This is a genomic window from Treponema vincentii (assembly GCF_018336815.1).
Lineage (GTDB): Bacteria > Spirochaetota > Spirochaetia > Treponematales > Treponemataceae > Treponema.
The window spans coordinates 1,107,784-1,131,903 of sequence record NZ_CP050497.1; the positions used below are offsets into that span (position 1 = coordinate 1,107,784).

22 protein-coding genes and 1 pseudogene are annotated in these 24,120 nt (G+C 45.4%); 21 read left to right on the forward strand and 2 right to left on the reverse strand.

The annotated features are described in order from the left end of the window. Window positions 1–112: 112 nt before the first annotated feature. The 6 genes from GWP40_RS05105 to GWP40_RS05130 all read left to right on the forward strand — a co-directional run bounded on the left by GWP40_RS05105 (window position 113) and on the right by GWP40_RS05130 (window position 6,680). Window positions 113–1,672, forward strand: coding sequence for an ABC transporter substrate-binding protein (locus GWP40_RS05105; RefSeq protein WP_212566321.1), 1,560 nt, complete (start codon window positions 113–115; stop codon window positions 1,670–1,672). An 81-nt stretch (window positions 1,673–1,753) separates the two neighbouring features. Further along, window positions 1,754–2,701, forward strand: coding sequence for an ABC transporter permease (locus GWP40_RS05110; RefSeq protein ID WP_212566322.1), 948 nt, complete (start codon window positions 1,754–1,756; stop codon window positions 2,699–2,701). 156 nt (window positions 2,702–2,857) lie between these two features. Beyond that, on the forward strand, window positions 2,858–3,523 hold the full coding sequence (locus GWP40_RS05115; protein WP_230974616.1) for an ABC transporter permease: 666 nt from the start codon (window positions 2,858–2,860) through the stop codon (window positions 3,521–3,523). Beyond that, the gene (locus GWP40_RS05120) at window positions 3,520–5,304 is read left to right on the forward strand and encodes an ABC transporter ATP-binding protein (protein ID WP_212566323.1); all 1,785 of its coding nucleotides are present in this window, start codon (window positions 3,520–3,522) and stop codon (window positions 5,302–5,304) included. Before GWP40_RS05115 ends, GWP40_RS05120 begins: the two co-directional genes overlap by 4 nt. Window positions 5,305–5,528: 224 nt before the next feature. Continuing rightward, window positions 5,529–5,879 carry a PadR family transcriptional regulator gene (locus GWP40_RS05125; RefSeq protein WP_212566324.1) on the forward strand — a complete coding sequence of 117 codons (351 nt, stop codon included), beginning with the start codon at window positions 5,529–5,531 and terminating at the stop codon, window positions 5,877–5,879. Window positions 5,880–5,888: 9 nt separating this feature from the next. Further along, window positions 5,889–6,680 (forward strand): class I SAM-dependent DNA methyltransferase, encoded by a 792-nt coding sequence (locus GWP40_RS05130; RefSeq protein WP_230974617.1) that lies wholly within the window; start codon window positions 5,889–5,891, stop codon window positions 6,678–6,680. Window positions 6,681–6,725: 45 nt separating this feature from the next. Here GWP40_RS05130 and GWP40_RS05135 read toward each other — a convergent pair whose 3' ends face one another. Continuing rightward, window positions 6,726–7,007: a DeoR/GlpR family DNA-binding transcription regulator gene (locus tag GWP40_RS05135; RefSeq protein ID WP_414162766.1), complete on the reverse strand. Its 282-nt coding sequence runs from the start codon at window positions 7,005–7,007 to the stop codon at window positions 6,726–6,728. Between the two features lie 82 nt (window positions 7,008–7,089). Here GWP40_RS05135 and GWP40_RS05140 point away from each other — a divergent pair, with 82 nt between their 5' ends. From GWP40_RS05140 to GWP40_RS05190, 13 genes and pseudogenes are all read left to right on the forward strand, one after another. After that, window positions 7,090–7,773 carry a class II aldolase/adducin family protein gene (locus GWP40_RS05140; RefSeq protein WP_212566326.1) on the forward strand — a complete coding sequence of 228 codons (684 nt, stop codon included), beginning with the start codon at window positions 7,090–7,092 and terminating at the stop codon, window positions 7,771–7,773. A gap of 8 nt (window positions 7,774–7,781) precedes the next feature. Further along, entirely contained in the window at window positions 7,782–9,257 is a 1,476-nt protein-coding gene (locus GWP40_RS05145; RefSeq protein WP_212566327.1) for a rhamnulokinase, read from the forward strand. Between the two features lie 22 nt (window positions 9,258–9,279). Continuing rightward, entirely contained in the window at window positions 9,280–11,082 is a 1,803-nt protein-coding gene (locus GWP40_RS05150) for an L-fucose isomerase (protein ID WP_212566328.1), read from the forward strand. 88 nt (window positions 11,083–11,170) lie between these two features. Continuing rightward, a complete protein-coding gene (locus GWP40_RS12705; RefSeq protein WP_230974618.1) occupies window positions 11,171–11,548 on the forward strand; it encodes a DUF4143 domain-containing protein in 378 nt (125 codons plus the stop codon). Window positions 11,549–11,590: 42 nt separating this feature from the next. Further along, window positions 11,591–11,812 carry a hypothetical protein gene (locus GWP40_RS12710; protein ID WP_230974619.1) on the forward strand — a complete coding sequence of 74 codons (222 nt, stop codon included), beginning with the start codon at window positions 11,591–11,593 and terminating at the stop codon, window positions 11,810–11,812. A gap of 126 nt (window positions 11,813–11,938) precedes the next feature. Then, window positions 11,939–12,319 carry a DUF488 domain-containing protein gene (locus tag GWP40_RS05160; protein ID WP_212566329.1) on the forward strand — a complete coding sequence of 127 codons (381 nt, stop codon included), beginning with the start codon at window positions 11,939–11,941 and terminating at the stop codon, window positions 12,317–12,319. Between the two features lie 334 nt (window positions 12,320–12,653). Continuing rightward, window positions 12,654–13,568, forward strand: coding sequence for a hypothetical protein (locus GWP40_RS05165; RefSeq protein ID WP_212566330.1), 915 nt, complete (start codon window positions 12,654–12,656; stop codon window positions 13,566–13,568). Then, window positions 13,553–14,158: an RdgB/HAM1 family non-canonical purine NTP pyrophosphatase gene (rdgB, locus tag GWP40_RS05170; protein WP_212566331.1), complete on the forward strand. Its 606-nt coding sequence runs from the start codon at window positions 13,553–13,555 to the stop codon at window positions 14,156–14,158. Before GWP40_RS05165 ends, rdgB begins: the two co-directional genes overlap by 16 nt. Window positions 14,159–14,408: 250 nt before the next feature. After that, window positions 14,409–15,446: an IS1182 family transposase gene (locus GWP40_RS12715; RefSeq protein WP_230974620.1), complete on the forward strand. Its 1,038-nt coding sequence runs from the start codon at window positions 14,409–14,411 to the stop codon at window positions 15,444–15,446. Further along, a complete protein-coding gene (locus tag GWP40_RS12720) occupies window positions 15,440–16,021 on the forward strand; it encodes a transposase (protein WP_230974621.1) in 582 nt (193 codons plus the stop codon). The genes GWP40_RS12715 and GWP40_RS12720 overlap by 7 nt, the downstream gene beginning before the upstream one ends. A gap of 363 nt (window positions 16,022–16,384) precedes the next feature. Then, window positions 16,385–17,092 carry a GTP-binding protein gene (locus GWP40_RS05180; protein WP_212566332.1) on the forward strand — a complete coding sequence of 236 codons (708 nt, stop codon included), beginning with the start codon at window positions 16,385–16,387 and terminating at the stop codon, window positions 17,090–17,092. A gap of 74 nt (window positions 17,093–17,166) precedes the next feature. Then, window positions 17,167–18,217: pseudogene (locus GWP40_RS05185) on the forward strand (ATP-binding cassette domain-containing protein). Window positions 18,218–18,526: 309 nt separating this feature from the next. Continuing rightward, entirely contained in the window at window positions 18,527–20,641 is a 2,115-nt protein-coding gene (locus GWP40_RS05190; RefSeq protein ID WP_212566333.1) for a methyl-accepting chemotaxis protein, read from the forward strand. 81 nt (window positions 20,642–20,722) lie between these two features. Here the strand turns inward: GWP40_RS05190 and GWP40_RS05195 are convergent, their stop codons facing one another. Then, the gene (locus GWP40_RS05195; RefSeq protein ID WP_212566334.1) at window positions 20,723–22,465 is read right to left on the reverse strand and encodes an AMP-dependent synthetase/ligase; all 1,743 of its coding nucleotides are present in this window, start codon (window positions 22,463–22,465) and stop codon (window positions 20,723–20,725) included. Between the two features lie 84 nt (window positions 22,466–22,549). On the opposite strand from GWP40_RS05195, the gene GWP40_RS05200 reads away from it, so the two are divergent. Continuing rightward, complete coding sequence (locus GWP40_RS05200) at window positions 22,550–23,113, forward strand: C40 family peptidase (protein WP_212566335.1); 564 nt, start codon at window positions 22,550–22,552, stop codon at window positions 23,111–23,113. A gap of 80 nt (window positions 23,114–23,193) precedes the next feature. Then, a complete protein-coding gene (locus tag GWP40_RS05205) occupies window positions 23,194–23,910 on the forward strand; it encodes a hypothetical protein (RefSeq protein WP_230974622.1) in 717 nt (238 codons plus the stop codon). Window positions 23,911–24,120: the final 210 nt, after the last annotated feature.

Genomic DNA, 24,120 nt, shown 5'->3' on the forward strand with positions numbered 1-24,120 from the left:
AGAGTAATATCAATGCCTGTTTTTTCCCCTTCCACTTGACACCATAGTGCATAATGCACTATTATGCGCCCCGAAGTTAGTTATTATTAACTTAATATAGAGTGGAGGCGTTATGTTAAACAAAACAATACGCGCATTAGGAATAGGTGCGCTGTGTGTAGTGCTGGCGGTTTCGTGCAGCAAGGAAAAAAATGCGGATATGCAGGGTATGCAGAATCCGGAGGCAAAAAAGGCTGCGGATATTGTGCTGCGGGAAGCAGGCGGGGACTTCGGCTATCCGAACCCGTTTCGGCACCAAAACCGCGGGCCGGGCTTTTTCAAAATGGAATTGATTTACGATTCGCTTTTGGAAAAGGACGAAAAAGGGCTGATCCCATGGCTTGCAAAGGAATGGTCGGTGAACGATGACGGGCAAACCTATACGTTCACCATTGTAGACAATGCAACGTGGCATGACGGCAAGCCGCTGACGGCGGACGATGTTGCGTTTACGGTTAAGTATTTTGAAGCACATCCGCCGATGCGCGGAGGTCTGATGCTGCATGGAAAATATCTGATGGATTCCGTTACCGTCAACGGCAATACGGTGAGCATTCACATTCCGGAATATACGCCGACCGCGCTGGAAAAAATCGGCAGTATGCGCATCATCCCCAAACACGTCTGGGAACATATTGACGACCCTGCAAAATTTTCCGGCGAAGGTGATATCGTCGGTTCCGGGCCGTATAAACTGGCTTCTTACCAGAGCGAACAGGGCGCATATAAAATGGTACGCTTTGACGAATTTTGGGGATTAAAGCCCGCCGTTTCCGCAATAGAATGGATTCCCGTCAGCGATGCTATTTTGGCATTTAATAACGGCGAAATTGATATTACCAACTTGCCCGCCGATCTCGTCAAAAATTACGAAAACAACAGCGAGTTTAAGGTCGTTAAAAATTTCGGTTTGCACGATTTCCGTTTCTATTTCAATTTTGATACCGTTCCTGCTTTCCGCGAAAAGGAAGTCCGGCAGGCAATCGCGTATGCAATAGACCGCAAAGAATTAATCGAAAAGCTTGAACGTGGTTCGGGGCTGGAAGGCAGTCAAGGGTATCTGCACCCTGCGCACCCGATGTACAATCCCAATCTTCCCAAGTACGAGTTCAATGTTGAAAAAGCAAAGGAGCTGATGAAGGGCAGAACAATCAACGCGCAGTTGACCGTGGGCAGCTCGCCGAAAGAGGTAAAGATGGCGGAGCTGATTAAAATCAGATTGGCGGATATCGGAATTACGTTGGATGTTGTCAGTGTCGACTCCAAAGCGCGGGACGGTATGATCCGGGATAAAACCTATCAGACTGCGATTGTGGAATCGGGCGGTATGGGCGGCGATGCTGATATGCTGCGCGAAATTTATTCGTCTAAAATGAAAAAGCCTCACCTTGCCGGATATGCCAATGCGCGGCTAGATGACCTATTGTACCGGCAGTCGATAGAGCGGAATGCGGAAACGCGGAAGCAGCTGATCTATGATGTGCAGGAAATTCTTGCGGATGAAATTCCGATGCTGCTGCTCTACGGCAAAATCGATAATGCGGTGTATCGCCCCGCAAAATACGACCGGTGGACGGTGCGGTACGATCACGCAAAATTGGAGCATCCTAAGTTATCGTACATTATCCGGTAAAATAGAGCGAGTAAAAAGCGATATTTAAAGCTGCTGCAGTACAACGCGGCAGCGCAGCACGCACGTGAGGCTTCCTCCCCAATGAAATATTTCGTTTTATTTTTTGCTTTGATTACCGCTCATTTTTTTCTTCCCCGCTTGATGCGCGCAGATCCGTTTGTGTTCATCTCATCAGACGGAACGGAAGTTGCAAGCTACAGCGAGGAAGAAATCAATAAGTACAAAGCGTATTACGGACTCGACAAGCCGCTGTGGCAGCAATATGTGCAGTACGTTGCGGGTATTGCTACTGCTAATTTAGGCTACAGCATTTACTTTAAAGATTCGGTGGTCAACCTTATTTTTAAGCGGCTGGTATGGACGGCGGGGATTGTGTGCGCGTCCCTATTGTTCAGTCTATTGCTGGGACTCTGTTTGGGAAGTCTGAGTGCGTGGTTTGCCGGAAAGCGGCTTGACGGTTTTTTGTATCATACCATGACGGTAGTGTCGGAGATTCCGTCCTTCTTAACGGCAAACGCTATTCTGATGCTGTTTGTTATCCGCTGGAGAGTATTACCGACATCGGGCGGCATCACGCCGTTTTTACCGCTGGAGTTTACCCTGCCTGTTATCACCGACATCATAAAACACGCGGTGTTGCCTGCGCTGACCTTATCCTTGCTTAAAACACCGGATTTTTATTTTGTAACCCGGAGCGCGATGCTGCGGCAGCTGCAAAAAAAGTATGTCGAAACCGCGCAGGCAAAATCTTTGGGAGCGTTCACCATCGTGGTAAAACACTGTCTGCCGAATGCATCAAACCCGATTATCACCCGCTTTTTGCTCAGCCTACAAACGCTCTTTAACGGTGCGCTCATTGTAGAAAACGTCTTTAAGTATCCCGGTATCGGCAGGCTCATTAGGGATGCCGTCTTTTATCGAGACTACCTTTTGCTGCAAGGCATCTTTTTTGTTATCACCGTGTTTATCTTGTGCATCAGTGCAGTGGGTGAAGCGGTGTACCGGCGGACGGAAAGGAGTGCAGTGTGAAACAACCGAAATTTACTACGCCGTATCTGCCATGCTTTTTTTTGTGTGCGGTTGTGCTGGCTGCCGTTTTACCGTACTTTCCGTTTTTGAAATCGGGTACCATACCCAGCGGAGTTGCACTGAGTCCGCCGTCGCGGGAACATTGGTTCGGCACTGATGACCTCGGCATCGATCTTTTTTGCGTCGATCTGTTATGGGGCAAAAAGCAGTTTGCTCTTATCGGTGGGGAGCGCAGTAGCTGCAGCAATCGGTGGCAGTATCATCGGGATGCTTGCAGGCTATGCAGGCGGCAGTATCGACGCGGTGATAGTGAGTATGATCGATTTTTGTATCGGTATTCCCGATCTGCTGCTGATGGTAGTGCTGGGAGTTTTTTTGGGTCCGGGGTTGGCGAATATCATCTTTGCTATTTCCCTTGTGTCGTGGATAATGCCTGCTAAAATTGTCAGGAGCGAAGTGCTCAAACTGAAAACGGAACCGTATATCCGGCTTTCAAAAGCGTACGGCGCGCATTTTTGGCATATCTTTGCGTGGCATTTTTGGAAACCGCTTTTTTCTATTATGCTGGTGAGTGTGATTAAGATTATGAATAAAGCGATTCTGGCGGAAGCATCGCTCGCGTATTTGGGACTCGGCGATCCGCTGTCAAAAAGCTGGGGGATGACCATTACCCGTGCAATGGATTTTCCGAATATTTACCTCACGGATTTTTGGAAGTGGTGGCTCGTATTTCCCACAGCCGTGATGGTGTGTACCGTGCTCTCTGTTGCGGCAATCGGTAGGCGGATGGAGCTGAGCATTGGAGGGCGTACCCGCTCATGATGCCGGACGAAATACTCAGGGTAGAAAACCTCACGGTGCGGTACCGAAGCGCCGCCGATACGGAAATTTACCATACCGCTGCCGGTAATACAGACAAGGCAGGAACACGCACTCCTGCAGCCGGTAATACTGATAGAGCCAAATCCGGAATATGGAATGTCAGCTTTTCGCTCAAGCGGGGTGAACGCTGCGGCATCATCGGAGAATCAGGCGGCGGCAAGAGCACGCTGCTTTCGGTAATTATGGGCTTACTGCAAGAAAAGCGCGGCGGCGATGCCGACTCTGCTGAGATAACGGGCAAAATCATTTATAATGGAAGAGAAATACAAAATACCGGAAAAAATGAGTGGAAACATCTCCGCTTTACGGAAATCGGACTGGTGTTTCAGAATCAGGATGAGCGGCTCAATCCTGCGCTAACGGTTGGGGAGCAAATTGCCGAAATCCTGCGCAAAAAAACAAGTGATGCCGCGCTGTTGGAACAAGAACTTGCCGCAGTGCTCCAGTCCGTCGGGCTGGAAGCAAGCGTAAAAAACCGGTATCCGCATGAACTTTCCGGCGGTATGCGGCAGCGGGTATTTATCGCAATGGCAATTTGCCTGCGCCCGCCGCTTTTGTTGATTGATGAGCCGACAACCGCATTAGACCCCGCATCAAAGCAGCAGATACTGCAACTTCTAAAAAACATCCGGAGCGAATACGGCACGACAATGTTGATTGTTTCCCATGATCTTGCAGTGATTGAAGCCCTCACTGATAATCTGATGGTACTGCTGCACGGATATATTATCGAAAAAGGCAAAACGCAGAATATCTTGGAAGAGGCAAAGCACCCGTACACCAATGCGCTGCTGCAATCGAGTACCTATCTTAATCCGTGGAAGGATTTGTGGGGCATTAAAGAAGCGGATGAACGGCAGAGCTGCCCGTTTTATGAGCGGTGTACGCAAAAAAGCAGCGAGTGCCTATCGTACACGCCGTATTTGCCGCCGGAGTGCAGTGAAGGCTGTGCCTGTGCAAAAAACGGCATACAGACTATTTTAAGCGTCCACCATCTTTCAAAGACGTTCGGTATGGGCACACAAAAAACAGCAGCCGTTCAAGACTGCTCGCTGCGGGTGCGGCACGGAGAAATTGTCGCCTTGCTGGGAAAATCCGGTTCGGGGAAAACGACCGTGCTGCATATCATTGCAGGGCTTTTGAACAAAGACGCCGGTTCCATTGTGTTTAACGGCACCTCAATGGAAAAAAATAATTTGCTTGCGCGGGAACATGCCCTGCAAATTGTAGAGCAGGATGCGTTTTCTTCAATGAACACCGCGCTGAGCGTACAGGAAATTATCGCCGAACCATCCGTCATCCGCTACCGTAAAAGCGCCGCTGCCTTTGCGGAAACGGCAGCGAAATATGCAAAGCTCTGCGGGCTGCCTGCCGATGCTGCGCTGCTGCATAAAAAAGCACGGGAATTATCCGGCGGGCAGCGGCAAAAAACCGCGATTGCACGGGCGCTCTCGATGCAGCCGATACTGCTGTTAGCAGATGAAATAAACGCCATGCTCGACGATTCATCTAAGGTGAACATCATGCGCCTTTTAAAGCAGCTGCAATACGAACTCGGCTTTTCGATGCTGCTGGTTACACACGACATCGACCTTGTAAAGAAAGTTGCCGACTATGTGTACCGCATGGAAGCCGGCCGCATCGTAGAAGAAGGCAGCATACGGAAGGTGTTTGGTAGGGCAAGCGCATCAGGTGGCTGTTTTAACAGCCCCGCAGAATAATGGAGTCTGCTCAACCAGAGTTTCGCCGCTGTACGGCTCAAATGGTCTCCCAGTCTCCATTATTCTGCGATTTTGCCTACTCAACCTGATGCGCTTGCCCGTCTGCTGGAAAAAATGTGCGAAATTTTAATAAAATTTCGCACAGAAGGAAGGCAACTGCTTAAACTATTTGTGATGCAGTTGCCCTGAAGTATTTTGTAAAAAGGATTGAGAGGGAGTATGCAATGAATATCAATGAAAAATCGAAATTTAAGCATTTGACGGCGTTTATCTTAGTTATCCTTGCAGAGCAGCCGCGCAATCCGCGGGATATACAGTCGATCCTTCTGCAGGATTTTCCCGGTTTTACCATCGATATGTCAACCGTGTACCGCTGCCTCAGCAGTTTGGAAAAAGAAGGCTTGGTAACGATGGAGTGGGAATTGCCGCCGGAAGGAGCTGCACGGAAGAAATATGCAATTACGTCGAGCGGTAAACATGATTTATGTGAATGGAAAGAAGACATTGAAATCCGCAAACATAATTTTGAGGTCTTTTTACAAAAATATACTGCACTGGAGACAGGGCAAAAATAGGAGAAGGTAATGATGGAACTAACGATGTATGATTTCGAACGGTATATTCAAAAAACTCGGACTGACGCAAATTCCGAACAAATGTGGGATAACAGAAGCGAAAGCTTTCATGCACATACGGAAAAAAAACGAAAGCAGTTTGCAAATGAATTTGTATTTCGACTGATAAAAGAACGGACACTACTTGGTGCGGATTCTAAAGTTTTGGATATCGGCTGCGGAACGGGGCGGCATTTGCTGGAATTTTCGGCATACACACCGTATCTTACCGGTATCGATATTTCTTCAAAAATGCTTGCGTATGCACAAGAAAAACTTCAGCATATTCCGCAGGCAACATTAATTCACGGTAATTGGATGGAAACATTTACAACTAAAGACGAATTTGATTTTGTCTTTGCGTGTATGACGCCAGCAATCAGCTCCATCGAGAATATAAAACGAATGAATATGATTTCAAAAAAGTATTGTATGCTGGAACGAGTTATATATCAAAAAGACATTGTTCAAGAAGAAATAGAACAACACTTCCAACAGAAATTATTTAACCGTCCGCATAACAATAAAAATTATATCTATGGGATTTGGAATATTTTGTGGCAGATGGGATATTATCCGAACGTTTTTTTTGATAAACGTATTCAGACTGTAACTCATGCTGTCGAATTTTATACACAAGAGGTTGAATATACCGATGAAGAAAAAGCAACAGTTATGCAGCTTTTGAACGAAAAACAAAAAGACGGTGTAATCACGACAGAAGAATCTGTGGTAAAAGCGATTATCCTGTGGGAAACATAAATGGAAAGCTCTAAAAATTCATGCCTGAAGTTTTTATAGATGCCTTTATTCATACACGATCTTATTTCCGAGTATATGCATAATATCTTCAGGCGGACGGGAATCGGTCAAAAGCAAATCGATTTCATCAAATTCACAAATTTTACAAAAAAATTCTACATTCATCTTATCGCTGTCGCACAGTAAAATACGCTGCCGAGCGTTTTTAATCATTGTTTTTTTGACTGAGGCTTGTGCAAGAGTTGCTTCTGTTATGCCTGCTGCCCGGGATAGCCCACCGCAGGACATAAAAAGGATATCCGCCCTAAACTGATTAAAAAATAGAATTCCTAAGAATTTTTGTCAATCTTGTGATTGAAATTGACAGGAGAAATGGCTGTGTTATACTTAAAACATAAGAGGCTATAAAATGAACATAAGTGAATTGAAAGACCAAGTGTGCGATATTTGCCATAAAATGTGGCAGTTAGGTTGGGTTGCAGCCAATGACGGTAATGTATCCGTTAAACTTGACGACGGCACCTTTTTGGTAACCCCGACAGGGATTAGTAAGAGTTTTATTACACCCGAAAAGCTGCTTATTGTTGCAAAAGACGGCGCTATTATTGAAGGAGCAGAAGGATATAAGCCTTCCTCCGAAATTAAAATGCACTTTCGCTGTTACGAAGAACGTGATGACGTCGGGGCTGTCGTACACGCCCATCCGCCTGCCGCAACAGGCTTCGCCGTGGCTCATGTACCCTTGGATCGCTATACGATGATCGAATCCGTTATTACGATCGGTTCCGTACCGGTAACTCCATACGGAACGCCTTCCACGCATGAAGTTCCGGATGCGATTACCCCCTATCTGCAAGAACACGATGTAATGCTGTTGGAAAACCATGGAGCATTAGCGGTCGGTTGTGATCTCATCACTGCATACTACCGTATGGAGACGTTGGAACTCTGGGCAAAGATCAGTATAAATGCAACCATTCTCGGCGGTGAAAAAGAAATTTCCCCTGAAAACATTGAACGTTTGTGCAGAATGCGTGCCGACTATAAGGTAACCGGCCGGCATCCGGGGTATAAGCATTATCGAAAAGAATGAGAGAACCTATGATATCCGGTAATAAAGTTGTATTAGCGCTTGATTTCGGCGCTTCAAGCGGGCGCGCTTTCTTAGGCTGCTTTGACGGCAGCCGTATTACGATGCAGGAAAGTCATCGTTTTTCAAATGATCCCGTTATGCTAAATGGAGTATTGTATTGGGATTTTTACCGTTTATTTTTTGAAATTACACAGGGCATTCTGAAAGCGCAGCAGGACGTGCCTGTCTCAAGTATCGGGATTGATACATGGGGGGTAGACTTCGGCTTGCTACGAAAAGACGGTTCGCTTATTGAAACGCCCGTTCATTATCGTGACGGACGAACCGAAACAAGTTTCCCTCATGCTTTACAAAAAATCAACGCCGAGCGGTTTTACCGTATTACCGGCGTACAGCTAATGCCGCTTAATACGGTGTTCCAGCTCTATGCACTAAAGGAACAGCGTCCCTACCTGCTTGACGGCGCCGAAACGATGCTGTGTATGCCGGATCTTTTCAATTATTTTTTAACCGGTGAAAAGCGGACGGAGTGTTCCATCGCTTCTACTACACAGATGCTTGATGCCGACTCTCAAACATGGTCGGAGGAGATTATCGGTGCACTGGGGCTGCCTGCTCATATTCTTACCCCTATTATCCCCTCCGGTACCGAAATCGGCTTACTGAAACCGTCGGTGTGCGAAGGTTTCGGAAAGACTGCCGTCAAGGTTACGGCCGTTTGCGGGCATGATACGCAGAGCGCCGTTGCCGCTGTTCCTGCCGACTGTGACGATTTTATCTTTGTCAGCTGCGGAACATGGTCTTTATTCGGAACTGAGCTGGATGCTCCGCTTATTTCGGATGATTCCGCACGGTTTAATATTACCAATGAAATAGGTTTCGGCGGTAAAACAAATTTTCTAAAAAACTGTACCGGCCTTTGGCTGATACAAGAGAGCAAAAGGCAGTGGCAGCGGGAAGGTAAAAACTACTCGTTTGCAGAGCTTGAGGCAGAGGCGCGTAAAGCCAAGCCGTTCGTATCATTTATCGATCCGGATGCTCCCGAATTAGGTGTTCCCGGCGATATCCCCGGGCGGATACGGGCATACTGCAAGAACACCGGTCAGCCCGTGCCGGAAACGGTCGGAAGCATTATGCAGTGCATTTATCAGAGTCTCGCTTTCCTGTATCGAAAAACCCTTGAAGAAATAGAGCTGTGTACCGGTAAACGATATCCTGTTATTCATATAGTCGGCGGCGGCATTAAGGATACGCATCTCTGCCGTCTTGCAGCAAATGCCTGTGGACGGCCGGTAAAAGCAGGCCCTACGGAAGCCTCGGCATTGGGTAATATTGTAGTGCAATTAATCGCTTCCGGCGATGTACGGAATATCAAGGAAGCCCGGAAAGTTATTGCCGCTTCATATCCGGTTGCAGAATATGAGCCGGAAGATACACGCCTGTGGGATGAACATTACAGTGCATTTCGGGCGTTTTGTCGTTAACAGAAAACAGTAAGGAGGACGTATGTCAACACAGTTTAAGCAAACGGAACCGGTAAACCGGTATAAAGGACACTTACCGAAAATCGGTATCAGACCGGCTATTGACGGTCGGCAGCAGGGAGTGCGGGAGAGTCTTGAAGACCAAACCATGAATATGGCAAAGAGCGCTGCGGCGCTGATTAGCGGAAATCTCCGCCATCCGAATGGTATGCCGGTTGAGTGCGTTATCGCAGATTCTACTATCGGCGGTGTCGGCGAGGCTGCTGCCTGCGAGGAAAAATTTCAGCGGGAAGGTGTGGATATCACGCTGACCGTAACCCCCTGCTGGTGCTACGGTTCCGAAACTATGGATATGAATCCGATGACCATTAAGGCAGTGTGGGGCTTTAACGGTACGGAACGACCCGGCGCGGTATATCTTGCGGCCGTGCTTGCAGGACACACCCAGAAGGGGCTGCCCGCATTCGGCATTTACGGACGGGATGTTCAAGATGCCGATGACACTGCTATTCCCTGCGATGTAAAAGAAAAAATCTTGCTTTTTGCCCGTGCAGCCCTTGCCGCTGCATGGATGCGGGGAAAATCATATCTGTCTATCGGAAGCGTCTCGATGGGGATTGCAGGTTCGATCGTTTCTCAGGACTTTTTCCAGCGGTATCTCGGTATGAGAAATGAAACCGTCGATATGTCCGAACTTATTCGGCGCATCAACGAGAATATCTACGATGAAGAAGAATTCAAAAAAGCGCTTGCATGGACAAAAGAACACTGCAAAGAGGGGAAGGACGACAACCCCGAAAAAATGCAGCATTCACGGGAACGGAAAGATAAAACATGGGAAATCTGTGTTAAGTGCATGATCATCGTCCGCGATTTGATGATCGGAAACAAGAAACTTGAAGCAAAATTTCCTGAGGAAGCCAAAGGACGCAACGCCTTGTTGGCAGGCTTCCAAGGACAGCGCCACTGGACTGATTTTATGCCGAACGGCGACTTCTTCGAAGCCATGCTGAACTCCAGTTTTGACTGGAACGGTATCCGTGAGCCATTCTTAGTAGCCACCGAAAATGATTCGCTGAACGGCGTTTGTATGATGTTTGAACATCTGCTCGGCTATAGTGCGGCGATTTTCTCCGACGTCAGAACCTATTGGAGCCCCGAAGCGGTTGAACGGATTACCGGATGGAAGCCTCAAGGCGATGCGGCAAACGGCTTTATCCATTTGATTAATTCCGGAGCAACCTGTCTTGACGGTACGGGGAAACAGAAAAAAGACGGTAAGTCCGTTATGAAGCCGTTCTGGGAAATCACCTCCGGAGAAGCTAATGCCTGTCTTGATGCCACGCAGTGGCGATATGCGAGCTTGGAATACTTTAGAGGCGGCGGTTATTCTTCCAACTTCTTAACGGAAGGCGGAATGCCGGTTACTATGGCGCGTCTTAACTTGGTGCACGGCTTGGGTCCGGTACTGCAAATTGCCGAAGGCGCCACCGTATCGCTTCCTAAAGCCGTAAACGAAAAACTTGATCTGCGCACCAATCCGACTTGGCCGACTACGTGGTTTGTTCCGCGCTTGACCGGTAAGGGAGCGTTCACCGATGTTTATTCCGTCATGGCAAAGTGGGGTGCAAATCACGGGGCAATTACATACGGACATATCGGGGCAGAACTGATCGCACTGGCCGCTATTTTGCGTATACCGGTGTGTATGCACAATGTTGAAAATGCAAAAATCTACCGTCCGCAGTACTGGAATGCTTTCGGCGATGAGTTGGAAGGCGCGGATTATCGTGCATGTGCAACACTCGGACCCCTGTATAAATAACAGGGAACGGGGGCTGTCCCGAAAGTAACCGACTTTTGGGACAGTCCTAATTCGAGAGGATTGGTATGAAAACTATATCGATACCTACTTGGATTTGGATATACGGGATCAGATTAATTCCGGCAATATTTCTCTGTTCAAGAAGTTTGTGCACGTGTGCGCGGTGCACAGCGGTCAGCTGCTTTCTATGGATAGCATTGCGCGGGATACCGGCATTTCTGCGCCGACGGTGAAGAGCTGGCTTTCTATTTTAGAGGCTTCGTTTATTATCCACTTTCTTGAACCGAATACTAATAACCTTGGACGAAGCATCGTAAAAACGCCGAAGCTCTATTTTGTTGATTCAGAGTTGATGTGTCATCTTTTGCGGCTGGAGACAAAAGAAGATTTGCTCTTGAGCCGATACAAGGGAGCCGCGGTTGCGACCTTTGCCGTTTCGGAATTACTGAAACATCGCCTGAATTAGGGTAAAAAAGCGAACCTCACCTTTTTTAGAGACAGCAAGGGCTTGGAGGTAGATACGATTGCGGATTGGAACCGTACTTTTGCGATTGAGATAAAAAGTTCCAATGCCCCGGACGCAAAGCTGTCGCGCAACACAAAAAAATACCTGCAGCTGCTGAATGATGAAACGGCAAAAAACGCAGTGTTTTATTTGTCCGATATGAGTATGAACATCAACGGCACTGCTTATGTGAGCTGGCGCGATTGGGAAAAGTATTTACAGTGAGCTTTTGCGGATAGTGTCGTGGATAACACGCTACGATACATCGCTAAGGTGCATGCAAACCATACATGATACGTCGGAAGAGTACTGGCACAAGATTAAGGCGTAGATGCGTTAGGAGGCATTATTATGGGAACACTATATTGGAAGCGGATATACGATGCTGCTGAACCGCAAGACGGGTTTAGGATATTAGCTGATCGGCTATGGCCGCGCGGACTTACAAAAGAAAAGGCAGCGCTCGGAGATTGGGCTAAAGATATTGCACCATCATCGGCAATACGACAAGCCTATCATAGAAAAGAAATGGATTACGGCCATTTTTCCGCCCTCTATGCAAATGAATTGGCGGAAAATCCTGAAGCACCGGCTTTTATCGAAAAAATTAAGACCGAGCTACAAAACGGGAACGTTACAATACTGTATGCGGTCAAAGAACTTGAGACTAGCCATATTCCTACCCTACGGGCATTTATCGAAAAAAATATATACAGCCCTCGCTTTCATTAGTACTTCCCTGATTATTTTCGAAGTCTCAAATTCTGATATTCCGTATGTCATATTCTGACAGGTGAATTAGTTACGTTTTATCCATATTTCGATGTTACTGCATAATCACGGTAGGAGAAAAACGGAACAAACATATTCTTTCATACGTATAATTTAATGAAAAAACTTGTAAGTTATTATCATAGAAGGACTTATTTTAATAAATTTATTATCCGTCTTTGCCAATCATTATCTTTTATGGACTGTTCGGTTTTTGAAAAATCCTGCAATCCTTTTTTGGCATATATCTTGCTATGACAACCCTATAGACAAGATGAAACCGAAGGAGAAACGTATGCAAGAGGATATCATTGAAACGATATTGGCGGACTTTTCACGGCAGAATAAACAAAAAAAAGCCGTAGATACGCTGTTTCAGTATTTGTATTTTAATCTCGGTGAATTCGGGGTCTACTGTGGAAGCGAGGATATGCGCAGTGACTTTTTGCTTTGGCTCTATCCAAAGCTGGATACTATCATAGACGGTTATAATCCCGATAGGTCAATATTTCCTACTTACTTGCGAATGTCTCTTACCTATAGTTGGAAGCTTTTTCTAAGGCGGAATCGTGAACAGGCAACGTATGCTTCCGTTGCTCAAGATGATCAGCAGCGGATCGTTAAAACGAGACGGGACGAACAGAACGGATCACAAAACTATGAATTGTATGCAGCAAGTCCGTCGCCTTCATATACGGTGTTACCCGAAAAAGTTCAGTCTATTCAGGAAACAATCAGATGGGAAAGAAAAAGAAAAGACATCTATACACGTTATTTTCTCGAACTACTGTGTAAGTCTTGTTTTTGTATCAACGAACATTTGCTGCAAACAGTTGCCGTACATTTAGGAATATCGGTACGAAAGGTGAGACTGCTGATTGAGGAAGCAAAGGAGCTGACCGATAAACGGGATGCTGTTTACAACGAATGGGTAGCAAAGCGGGATTTTTATTATGTGCGGTATAAGAGTGCGACGCTCCAGCTTCGTAAGGTTGATGAGGCGCATGGTTCCGTTATCAAACGTTTGAAACATCGTCAGGCATACAGCTATGCACGTTGGCAGGGATACCTGAAGCGGATACGGGAATACACGCGGGGGCCGAGCAATCGAGCATTGGCACGGCAACTGGGCGTTTCTCGAGCAACGATTAACAGCGATCTTGTCGAGCTTAAAAAAGCGTGTTATGGTAAGCCATGCACATATACTTAGCAAGCGGCAACCGACATAAGCAAGAAGAATTTGCCGCTATTTTGGAAGGCCATCACATCAGCCTCCCTGCTGATGCGGGTATCCTCTTTGACCCCGAAGAAACGGGAACGACTTTTTTAGAAAATGCATTATTAAAAGCCCGCGTCCTATACGAATGTGTTAAATGTCCGGTGATTGCCGACGATTCGGGGCTGTGTATCGATGCGCTGGGCGGTAAGCCCGGTATCTATTCAGCCCGCTACGGCATGAAAGACGGTGTACAGCTGAAAGCGGAGGAGCGGAATCAACTTGTGCTGCAACAGATGAAAGGGATAGAAAACCGCAGCTGCCGGTTTGTCTGCTGCATTGCGGTAATGCTGGATGCTCACCGTTTTTTTACGGTACAAGAAACATGCGAGGGCGTAATTGCCGAATCGGAGCGCGGAGAACACGGCTTCGGTTATGATCCGATTGTGTATCTTCCCAAGATCGGCAAAACGGTTGCAGAACTGACGGCACAAGAAAAAAACGAACTGTCCCATCGCGGAAAAGCCGGACGAATTGTCGCCCAACTATTGGCTATGTTTCCGTCCACTGCGTCGGGATGTTGATTTTTGGCAATAGCCATTCCGTTAGCCTTTTGAAAATGGGTAGAGCAGATGCTAGGAGCGAGCACAAATTAACCGCAGGCCTGTTGAAAAGTGTACATCCGTGTACACTTTTCAACGACGAGTTTTCGCTGCGCAAAAACATCGCCTTTGCGTGGAACCACGGACATCCTCGCCCAAAATGAACGTCCGTGTACATTCTTGGGCTGCGAGGGGCTGTCCCAAAAGTATAAAGACGTGATAAAATCAGGATATGAGTAGAGGAGTCAGTAGTAAAATAACGTTTAAGACGTATGATCAAAGTGAACGGTGGCTATTGCCCCCGAGCTTAGAAGAATTGGTACCGGAGAATCATCTGGTAAGAGTAGTCAGCGCAACGGTGGATGAAATAGAACTGAAAGCCCTGTTTGAAGCCTACACAACGGGAGGGGGAGCAAGCCGCTACCATCCGCAGATGCTGTTAAAAGTATTGATCTACTGCTATCTGACCGGTACCTATTCGTCGCGGCAGATTGCGAAACAATGCCGGGAAAATGTGAATGTAATGTGGCTGGCGGCAAACCAAAAACCGGACTTTAGAACAATCAATGCATTCCGAGGAGAAAGGCTGAAAAGTGTGATTGAAGAAGTATTTACCGCAACGGTAAAGCTTTTGTATGAAAAAGGCTATGTCAAACTAGAGAAGTATTTTGTGGACGGAACAAAGATAGAAAGTGCGGCGAACAAATATACATTTGTATGGAAAGGGTCGGTAGAAAAGTACGAAAAGAAACTGGACGAAAAGGTCAGGGAGTTGATAAAAGAAATAAATACGATAGCCGAACAAGAAAATGATATATATGGCGATAAAGATTTAGAAGAGCTTGGAGAAGGAGCAGAGGTAACGAGCGAAGAGATCAAAGAAGTTGCGCAAAAGATAAATAACAAGCTTGAAGCGTTGGCAGAGAACAGTGAGAAGAAAGCAAAAACAGTTAAAAAAAAACTGGAGAAAGCAAAGAAAGAACTTGAGACAGAGCTGCTGCCGCGAAAAGAAAAATATGAAGCATACAACGCAACCTTTAATGGGAGAAACAGTTTTTCTAAAACCGATCATGATGCCACTTTTATGAGGATGAAAGAAGATGCTATGAAGAATGGGCAGTTAAAGCCCGGCTACAATGTACAAGTAGGCAATGAGAATACCTTTGCAATAGGCTTTGATATATTTGCGGATGCTGCGGATATGAGAACCTTACCGGTTCATATTGATAATGTACAAAAACGGTTAGAGCATACACCTTTGAAATGGTGATAGCAGATGCAGGGTATGGCAGTGAAGAAAACTATGAGTATCTTGAGAGAAATGGAAGTGTTGCATTAGTAAAGTATGGAAGCTATCATCAACAGCGGAAGAAGAGTTTTAAAAAGAAGCTCTTTAATAGTGAAAATTGGGACTATGATAGTGAGCAAAAAGCATACACCTGTCCAGCCGGCAACAGAGTACCGTATGTGAAAACCGTGACGAAAGAAACGAAAAACGGGTATACCCATACTATTGATATCTATCAGTGTCACAACTGTGAAGGTTGTCCGTTACGGGAAAAGTGTAGCAAAGCGAAAGAAGGGCGAACGGTACAGCGGAACGAGAAGTGGCTTGCCCAAAAGAAGCAAGTCAATGAGCTACTTGATGATGATGAGAACAAGAAAATCATGAAACGCCGCTCGGTAGAATGCGAAACGGTCTTTGGACAAATAAAAGGGAACCAGCACTTCCGTCGCTTTTATTTACGCAGCACTGAAAAAGTAACAGTAGAGATCGCTCTGTTATTGCTTGGTTATAATATTAAGAACCTTATGCGCAAAGAACAGGAAAAGAAGGCGGCATAAGGGGGATAAATCGAGGGTTACCCCTAAAATAATCAAAAAAAACGAAAAATATGGTTAGTTCTGTGAAGCAGGGGCTATACAATCGGTAATAAAACAAAACTTTTAGGACAGCCCCCTACTGCATAGAACCACCGCCGTCCGTGGCGGTTCTGATACGTCGAGGACTGTTTGCAGTAGCGGCATGGACGCCGCTTGTATTAACCAGTAGTGAGTTTCGTCTGTATGCGAAACTCACAGTCAAAACTATACAAGGATGTATAGTTTTGGCGATGCGACAACGCAGATGCTTGAATATTTTTAAAAGGGTGTTCTGTAACGTATGTTACGGAACACCCTCATTGTATATGATATAATCGCAACACTATGAATCTTTTGATCGTTTCCGGCCCACCGTCTTCGGGCAAAACAAGCGTTATTCTAAAGACAATCGAGGCGCTGCGCACGCAAGGACTCCGCGCCGGAGTGGTGAAATTTGACTGCCTTTACACCGATGACGATGTGCTATACGAAAAGGCCGGTATCCCTGTCCAAAAAGGTATTTCCGGCTCACTCTGCCCCGATCACTTCTTTGTTTCCAATATCGAAGAGGTAGTACAATGGGGTGTAAAAGAGAAATTTGACCTTCTGATAACGGAATCCGCAGGTTTGTGCAACCGCTGTTCTCCGTATATTAAGAATATTCTCGGGATCTGCGTTATCGATAATCTTTCCGGCATCAATACGCCGAAAAAAATCGGCCCGCTTTTAAAAGCGGCGGATATTGTTGTCATCACAAAAGGCGATATTGTGTCGCAAGCCGAACGCGAAGTGTTTTGCGCCCGTGTCAATACCGTTAATCCGCGGGCGGTTATTATGCAGGTGAACGGACTGACGGGGCAAGGCGCTTTTGAACTCAGCACGCTGCTGTTCAGTCCCGATAAAGATATTTCGACGGTGCAGGGAATGGAACTCCGATTCCCGATGCCCGCGGCGCTGTGTTCTTACTGCTTGGGCGAAACGCGGGTCGGCGAAAATTTCCAGATGGGCAACATCCGCAAGATGAAGATTGCCGAATCGCAAACAAATAGTTAAAGGGAACCTCTAAAAGGCTAACCGAGTTTTTAGAGATGTCCAAAACATCGTGCAAAAATTTTATGGGGGACAATATGGCTGCAGATACCGGTTTTGAAACGCACGGCGCCGCCGAAAAGAAAAGAGAACTTTCAAAAAAAACGATAGAAACGCTCCTCGCAGAGTATCCGTTTATTGAAGATTTTTTTGCAGAAAACAGATTGACCGAGCTGCACATTCTGGATAATACACATCGTACTTTTGACTCTTTTCTGAAAAGTCTTTCCGAAGAACAGTGTGAAGATTATGCGCTCGATAGAGAAACGTTATCATACTCATTTTTTGAATACATCATTCAAATGCAGCGGTTTTTTAAATGGGGATGATGTTCAAGGCGTGCAGAGCCTTACGATACTGCCCGGTACGAATAAATCAGGTGAGCCTGAAAACTTTGAAGACCTTGTATTATATCCGTCTCAGATTATTTCGATTGTTGGACCGACCGGTTCCGGTAAGTCGCGGCTGCTTGCCGACATCGAATGGACGGCACAAAAAGACACGCCGACCGGTCGGGCAATACTGATTAACGGCGAGGCGCCCGATAAAGCGCTCCGGTTTTCGATTAACAATAAACTGGTTGCGCAGCTTTCGCAGAATATGAACTTTGTGATGGATCTTTCCGTGCGGGAGTTTATCGAGCTGCATGCGGAAAGCCGGATGGTCAAAGACAAAGAAGCAGCTGTCAGCGGTATTATCGAGGCGGCAAATAAACTGGCAGGCGAACAATTCCGGCTGGACACACCGATTACCGTGCTAAGCGGCGGGCAGTCCCGGGCGTTAATGATTGCCGATACCGCCATTTTAAGCTCATCTCCGATCGTTCTGATAGACGAGATTGAAAATGCCGGAATCGACCGGAAAAAGGCTTTGCAGCTTTTGGTATCGAACGATAAAATCGTGCTGATGGCTACGCATGATCCGGCGCTTGCGCTCTATGCCGATAAACGTATCGTCATTAAGAACGGCGGTATCTATGCGGTTATCGAAACTTCCAATCACGAGAAAGAACTGTTACATGAGCTTGAAGCGATGGATGCAAAAATCCAAGCAATGCGGGTAAAACTACGCGCCGGTGAACAACTCTAGGAACTCTTTTCAGTAATCGCATTGTACTGTGCTGTATGGCGGTTTCTCAAACTCAGCCTATGGAGGGATAGACTAACTGAACTTAAACAAATATAATTCATAATATTCTCTATAATATTAGTCATAGAAATAGGTCTCTTTGCTCAGGAAAATAATATTCCTGTTTTGCAATTTTAAAATTGTCGAATTATGCTGTGAGGTTTATACCGTTTAAAACAGTAAAAGGTCGGCAATGCTGTTCTATATGGCAACTGTTATAATTATCGCTTAATTGAGTAGTCGGTATCAAAACGATTAGGAGACGAATAGATGGGAAGTAAACTAAAGAAAAAGCGTTTTTCGTTAAGAAACAAATTGATGTTGGTTTTTGGGCTATTGATTCTGGGGGCATCTGTCATCGAGGGGGTGCTTGCAATTATGATTGCGCGCAAAGCTGTAACGGAAAAAATTGAAGCTCATTTAATAGATAAAGCTGCTGATGTCGCAGAGATTATCGATGGAAGAATACAAGCGACTCTTCAATTTGTTGAAGGGGTTGCCCGTATGCCTTCGCTGCGTGATACTTCCCTTTCATACTATCAAAAAGCACAGAGTCTCGCGCATGAAGCGGAGCATAATGCAAGGGTCGATTATTTCGGCGTGACTGATTTACAGGGAAACCGTTATGGAGCAAATGACGAGAAACCTATTTATGTCGGCGACAGGGATTGGTTCCAAGCTGCTTCATCGGGAAAAAGTTTTGTATCGGAACCCCTTATATCTCGTGTCTCAAATGCAATGCAGATTGTCTATGCCGTTCCCATTATTGGCGATAACAAAGAGATTGTCGGCGTATTGAGCGTAACTGTCGGAGCCAACCTTTTATCCGAAGTAATTCAAGATATTGTTTTGGGACAGAGCGGTTATTGCTATATACTCGGTTTAACGGGAAATACGATAGCGGATAAAGATATAGGTTTTGTCGAAGATCAATACAATTCTTATGAAGATGCACAAAGTGATCCGAGTATGGTGCCGCTTGCATCGTTTGAACAACAAGCGTTACAAGCGCAAGAACCGGGTATCGGGTATTATGACAGCGATGGCACCTCCGTAATATCTTCTTATGCTAAGAGCAAGCTATCAGGATGGACGGTTATTATGACCGCTCCATATAGCGAGCTTATGGGATCAGTGAATGAGATGAGTCTTGCTATAGACATTATCTTGGTAGTTATTTTTGTTTCAGCATTGGTTATCGTCTACTTTGTTGCACGTAGTATCGTAAAACCGATCCAAAAACTTGTTGCAGCGCTTAAGGATATTGCGCAAGGAGAAGGTGATTTAACGGTTCGTATGGTTGTAAGCGGTAATGATGAGGTAACGGATTTATCGGAGTATTTTAACGAAACAATAGAAAAAATTAGTATTACAATAAAATCTATCGGCGTCAATAGCGATATTATGGAAGAGATAGGTGGTGAGCTTGCTTCGAATATGTCCGAAACGGCAAGCTCAATCAACGAGATCAGTGCAAACATAGACGGTATTCAGCAACAAGTTTTGACCCAAGCTGCGAGCGTTACCGAAACTTCCGCGACAGTAGAGGAAATTATCCGCACTATTAAGCAGTTGAGTAGCAGTATCGAAACGCAGTCTGCAAGTGTTGCACAGTCTTCGTCATCAGTCGAGCAAATGGTTGCAAATATTACCTCTATCAGTCAGACGCTCAATAAGACTGATACAATCGTGAAAGACCTTGTGTCTGCGACAGGAGACGGAAAAGCAACGCTGGTTACGTCCAATACGGTAACGCAGAAAATAGCGGAAGAATCCGGCTCACTTATGGAAGCGTCGAGCGTTATTCAGCATATCGCATCGCAAACGAACTTACTTGCAATGAATGCTGCCATTGAAGCTGCTCATGCAGGAGAGGCAGGCAAAGGCTTTGCCGTTGTCGCCGACGAAATCCGTAAGTTGGCAGAGGATTCCGCCGTGCAGGGAAAAAACATTACGACAACGCTTAAAATACTCAGCAGTGAAATAGAAACGCTTTCGTCATCTTCTAAAACCGTAGAAGGAAAGTTTAACACTATTTTTACCCTTGCAGCCCAAGTAAAAGAAATGAGCGACCGGCTTACGGAAGCAATGCGCGAACAGGCAAACGGCAGCAACGAAGTATTAACCGCTATTAAAAACATCAATATGGTAACAACGGAAGTTCAGTCCGGTTCGGAAGAGATGTTGAAAGGCGGGGAAGGTGTCGCAGCGGAAATGCGCACATTGGATAATCTAACGCGCATTATAACCAATGGTATGAACGAAATGGCTTCAGGCGCAACACAGATTAACAATGCCGTACAGGAAGTCAACGCGATTACGCAAAAGAATACACAGAGCATTAAGGCGCTGGTTATGGAAGTTGGAAAATTTAAAGTAAACTAAACCTTATCGATATATCGAAGTTCTAGAGTACGGCACCCGTTCGGTAAGAATGGATGCCGTATTTTTTCCAACCTCAGATCATTATTCAGCTTTATTGTACCGTTTAACTTTCTTGGTTGTGGTCATTTCGAGCGGTTTGTCCAAAAGTGTGGTTTTTGTTATCCGCTGATAGGGCAGTAGTTCTTTGTTCACGATTTCGACAATCGTTTCTATTCTTTTATAAACGGCGCTGTCTCCGGCAGGAGTGCCGCGGTTAAGGTTGAGCATTTTATAAAGCTCATCAGTGGGGTATACCAATACTTCAATTTCTTCACTGGTTAAATCGTGTGCAGGATGGTAGCCTTTTACAGTTATCTGTTCGATATCGTTGTAATACATCTGGAAAGCATTTTCTATTTCTTCAGGGTATACGTTTTTACCGCCGGAGGTAACGATAAGATTCTTTGCGCGTCCGCAGAGATACAGATATTTTTCATCGTCAATCCATCCGATATCACCGGTACGGAACCATCCGTCTTCCGATAATACCTCTGCAGTTTCTTCCGGCATATTGTAATAACCCTGCATAATCATCGGTCCTTTCACGCAGATTTCTCCACGACCGTTTTCATCAGGGTCAAGAATTTTCATTTCCATATAGGGATGGAAGTAACGTCCGACGCTTTCAATCTTAAAGTGATCTTTCGGGTTTAACGCAATAATAGGAGATGTTTCGGTCAAACCGTATCCTTGGACAAAATCGATACCGAATTCATTGTATGCTCTAAAAACTTCTTTTGAAAGCGGTCCGCCGCCCGAAATTGCAATACGGAGCGTCGTGAGATTCGCCTTTTCCAATACGCTCTTAAAAAGTTTTTTTCCGATATTTTTTCCTGTTGTCTTTTTCACGATATACGAAATCCCCATGAGAAATCTGATGATACCATATACCACAACGCCTTTGCTGCGCACTCCTTTCATAATACCGGCAAGCAGCTTGTTAAAGAGGAGCGGTACACCGAGAAGCATCGTGATTTTTCCTTCTTTTAACTCGCGCAGCATACGAGATACCACTAAGGATTTTCCAAATACGATTTCTGCACCGACGGAAATTGCTTCAATAAAAACGGCGACCATAGTATAGGAGTGATGAATCGGCAGCAGTGCATAGAAAATATCGGTTTCAAATATGGTTAAGTTCGATTGAGCGATGTAACAGTCGGAGACGATATTCCGGTGGGACAGCATAACACCTTTAGGAGTACCCATCGTACCCGAGGTGAATAGGATAGCTGCTGTGTCGTTTTCCTGCAAGGGATAATAGGTAGCAAGCGGTTCCGCTTCCAAATTATATACATAGCGGTCGCTGTGTTTACTGTTTAAAGAATAGACTTCGCCGATAAAAGATTGCGATTTTGATGCTTCAATAAAATAATCATATTTTTCTTCATCAACAAAGAAAAAGAGCGGCTTTGCTGTTTTTAAAAGCGATTCGATCTCATAATTGTGTAGGCCGTAGTCGATGGGGATAATAATGCCACCGGCATACAGCGCCGCCAAATAGACAATTGCCCACTCGGAAGAATTTTTACCCGAAACGGCAATATGAGTTCCCCTTTTTACGCCATGAGCGACAAGCCAACCTGCTAACTTCTTAATTGCCGCAAGTGTTTCACGATAGGTAAGCGTAATTCTATCCGGCTCAAAGACTGTTAAACAGTTTCTATTCGGAAAACGTTCTACAGTAATTTCAAACATCTCCGGTAATGTCGGCCATTCTCCGGTAAATTTTTTCCCACGCCATGCATCAAGAAAGTCCCATGGTCGTTTTACCATTTCATGCATATCAATACACTCCTTTATAAATACAATTTTTTGATTTACTTTCAAAATTGCAATTTTCTCTTATTTTTAGTATAACTATTTTACATGATTTTGAAAGATATACGAGCCTTTTTTTTCTATTTATTTATCATATTGGCGACGGGGCAATTCCTTTTTGGGGCGCCTTCTCCAAAAGATTCTCAACGGATCGCATTTGTCAATAATGCGTTGAACTATCTCGGTACGCCCTACCGTTACGCAGGTCATTCTCCTAAGGGGATGGACTGTTCCGGTTTTGTTTTTCGCAATGGGGCTGATGTTTTAAAGTTGCAGATGCCGCGGCGCTCGGATGCGATTGCCGAATATGCAAAAAGGATAACGGATGAAGAAATTCAGCCGGGTGATTTGCTTTTCTTTAACACTGCAGGCGGTATTTCCCATGTCGGTATTTATATCGGCGCGGGAAAATTTATTCATTCGGCATCGGACGGGCCGCGTACAGGGGTTATTATTTCGACTATCCAAGAGCCGTACTGGAAAAAAACGTATCGCTTTGCAGGCAGTATTATGAAGCCGGAAGAGATTTTTCTTGCCGAATCAACTGTTCCGTTTTTTTCGAGAACACCTGAGAATTGCCAAATACATCCCGATATCCGTGCGAAATTTTAGATAAAATTTCGCACAGTAAGAAAGCAACCGCTTAAAATATTTCTAGCGCGGTTACCCTAAACACAAGAGGAGTTGTTATCATGAAAATAGTATATCGCATATTAGTATGCTGTTTCGCAACCGTTTGCATTACGGTTTCTTGTTCTTCTTCTGCCCATATCGTTATACGGGATAATACGGATTACGGCCTTACCGCAGAATTTATACCGAGCGATTTGTTGGAAAAAAATATCACACGTTTACTAAAACAAAAGGCTGAGCAGACTGACGGGCAATCCGTATTTAATGTTCAAGAGTTGAAAGAAGCGTTTACAAAAGAAGGAATTAGCGTTCAAGATATTACACTGCAAGGAACCATGGGATTACGCCTTGCATGCACTGTGCCGTATAATCATGAACTGCTCAAGGATGTTATCAGCTACGATACAAAAGAGCGAAAAACGGTATTGCGTATTTCTCCCGAAAATATCGCATCGTTTTTGGCGATACTGCCGCAGGAAAGCCGTGATTTTATTGATATGCTGATGGCGCCGCTCTTTACCGGCGATGCAATACCGCCTGCGGAATACGAAGAGCTGATCGGCGCCGCTTACGGAAAAAAGATTGCAGCCGAACTCCGCAGCTCCGAATTTGTGCTAACCGTCGATGTGCCGTATAAGGTACAGACGGCGCATATCAGTCCCGTCGGGACGGTTACCGTACAGAAAAAGACTGAAAAGACATCCCGCGCTTTGCTCCGTATTCCGCTCCTTGAGCTGCTGTGTACGGTTGGTACGATAGAGGCGCAGCTGCAGTAAACGCTTTGCGGAACCGTTCATCGCATTGGATATACGCCTTTAATAAAATGCTGAGCATATTTCTATTAGCATTTCGATACTGGTATACCTGCCGACAAAATATTCATGCTTATACAATAAAAGGAGCGTCAGTGCCCGCTATTTCTTCTTCGTTATAGAACGTTTGCTGCCCTTTGTACTCATGAATCTGTGCAATCGTGTGGTACATAC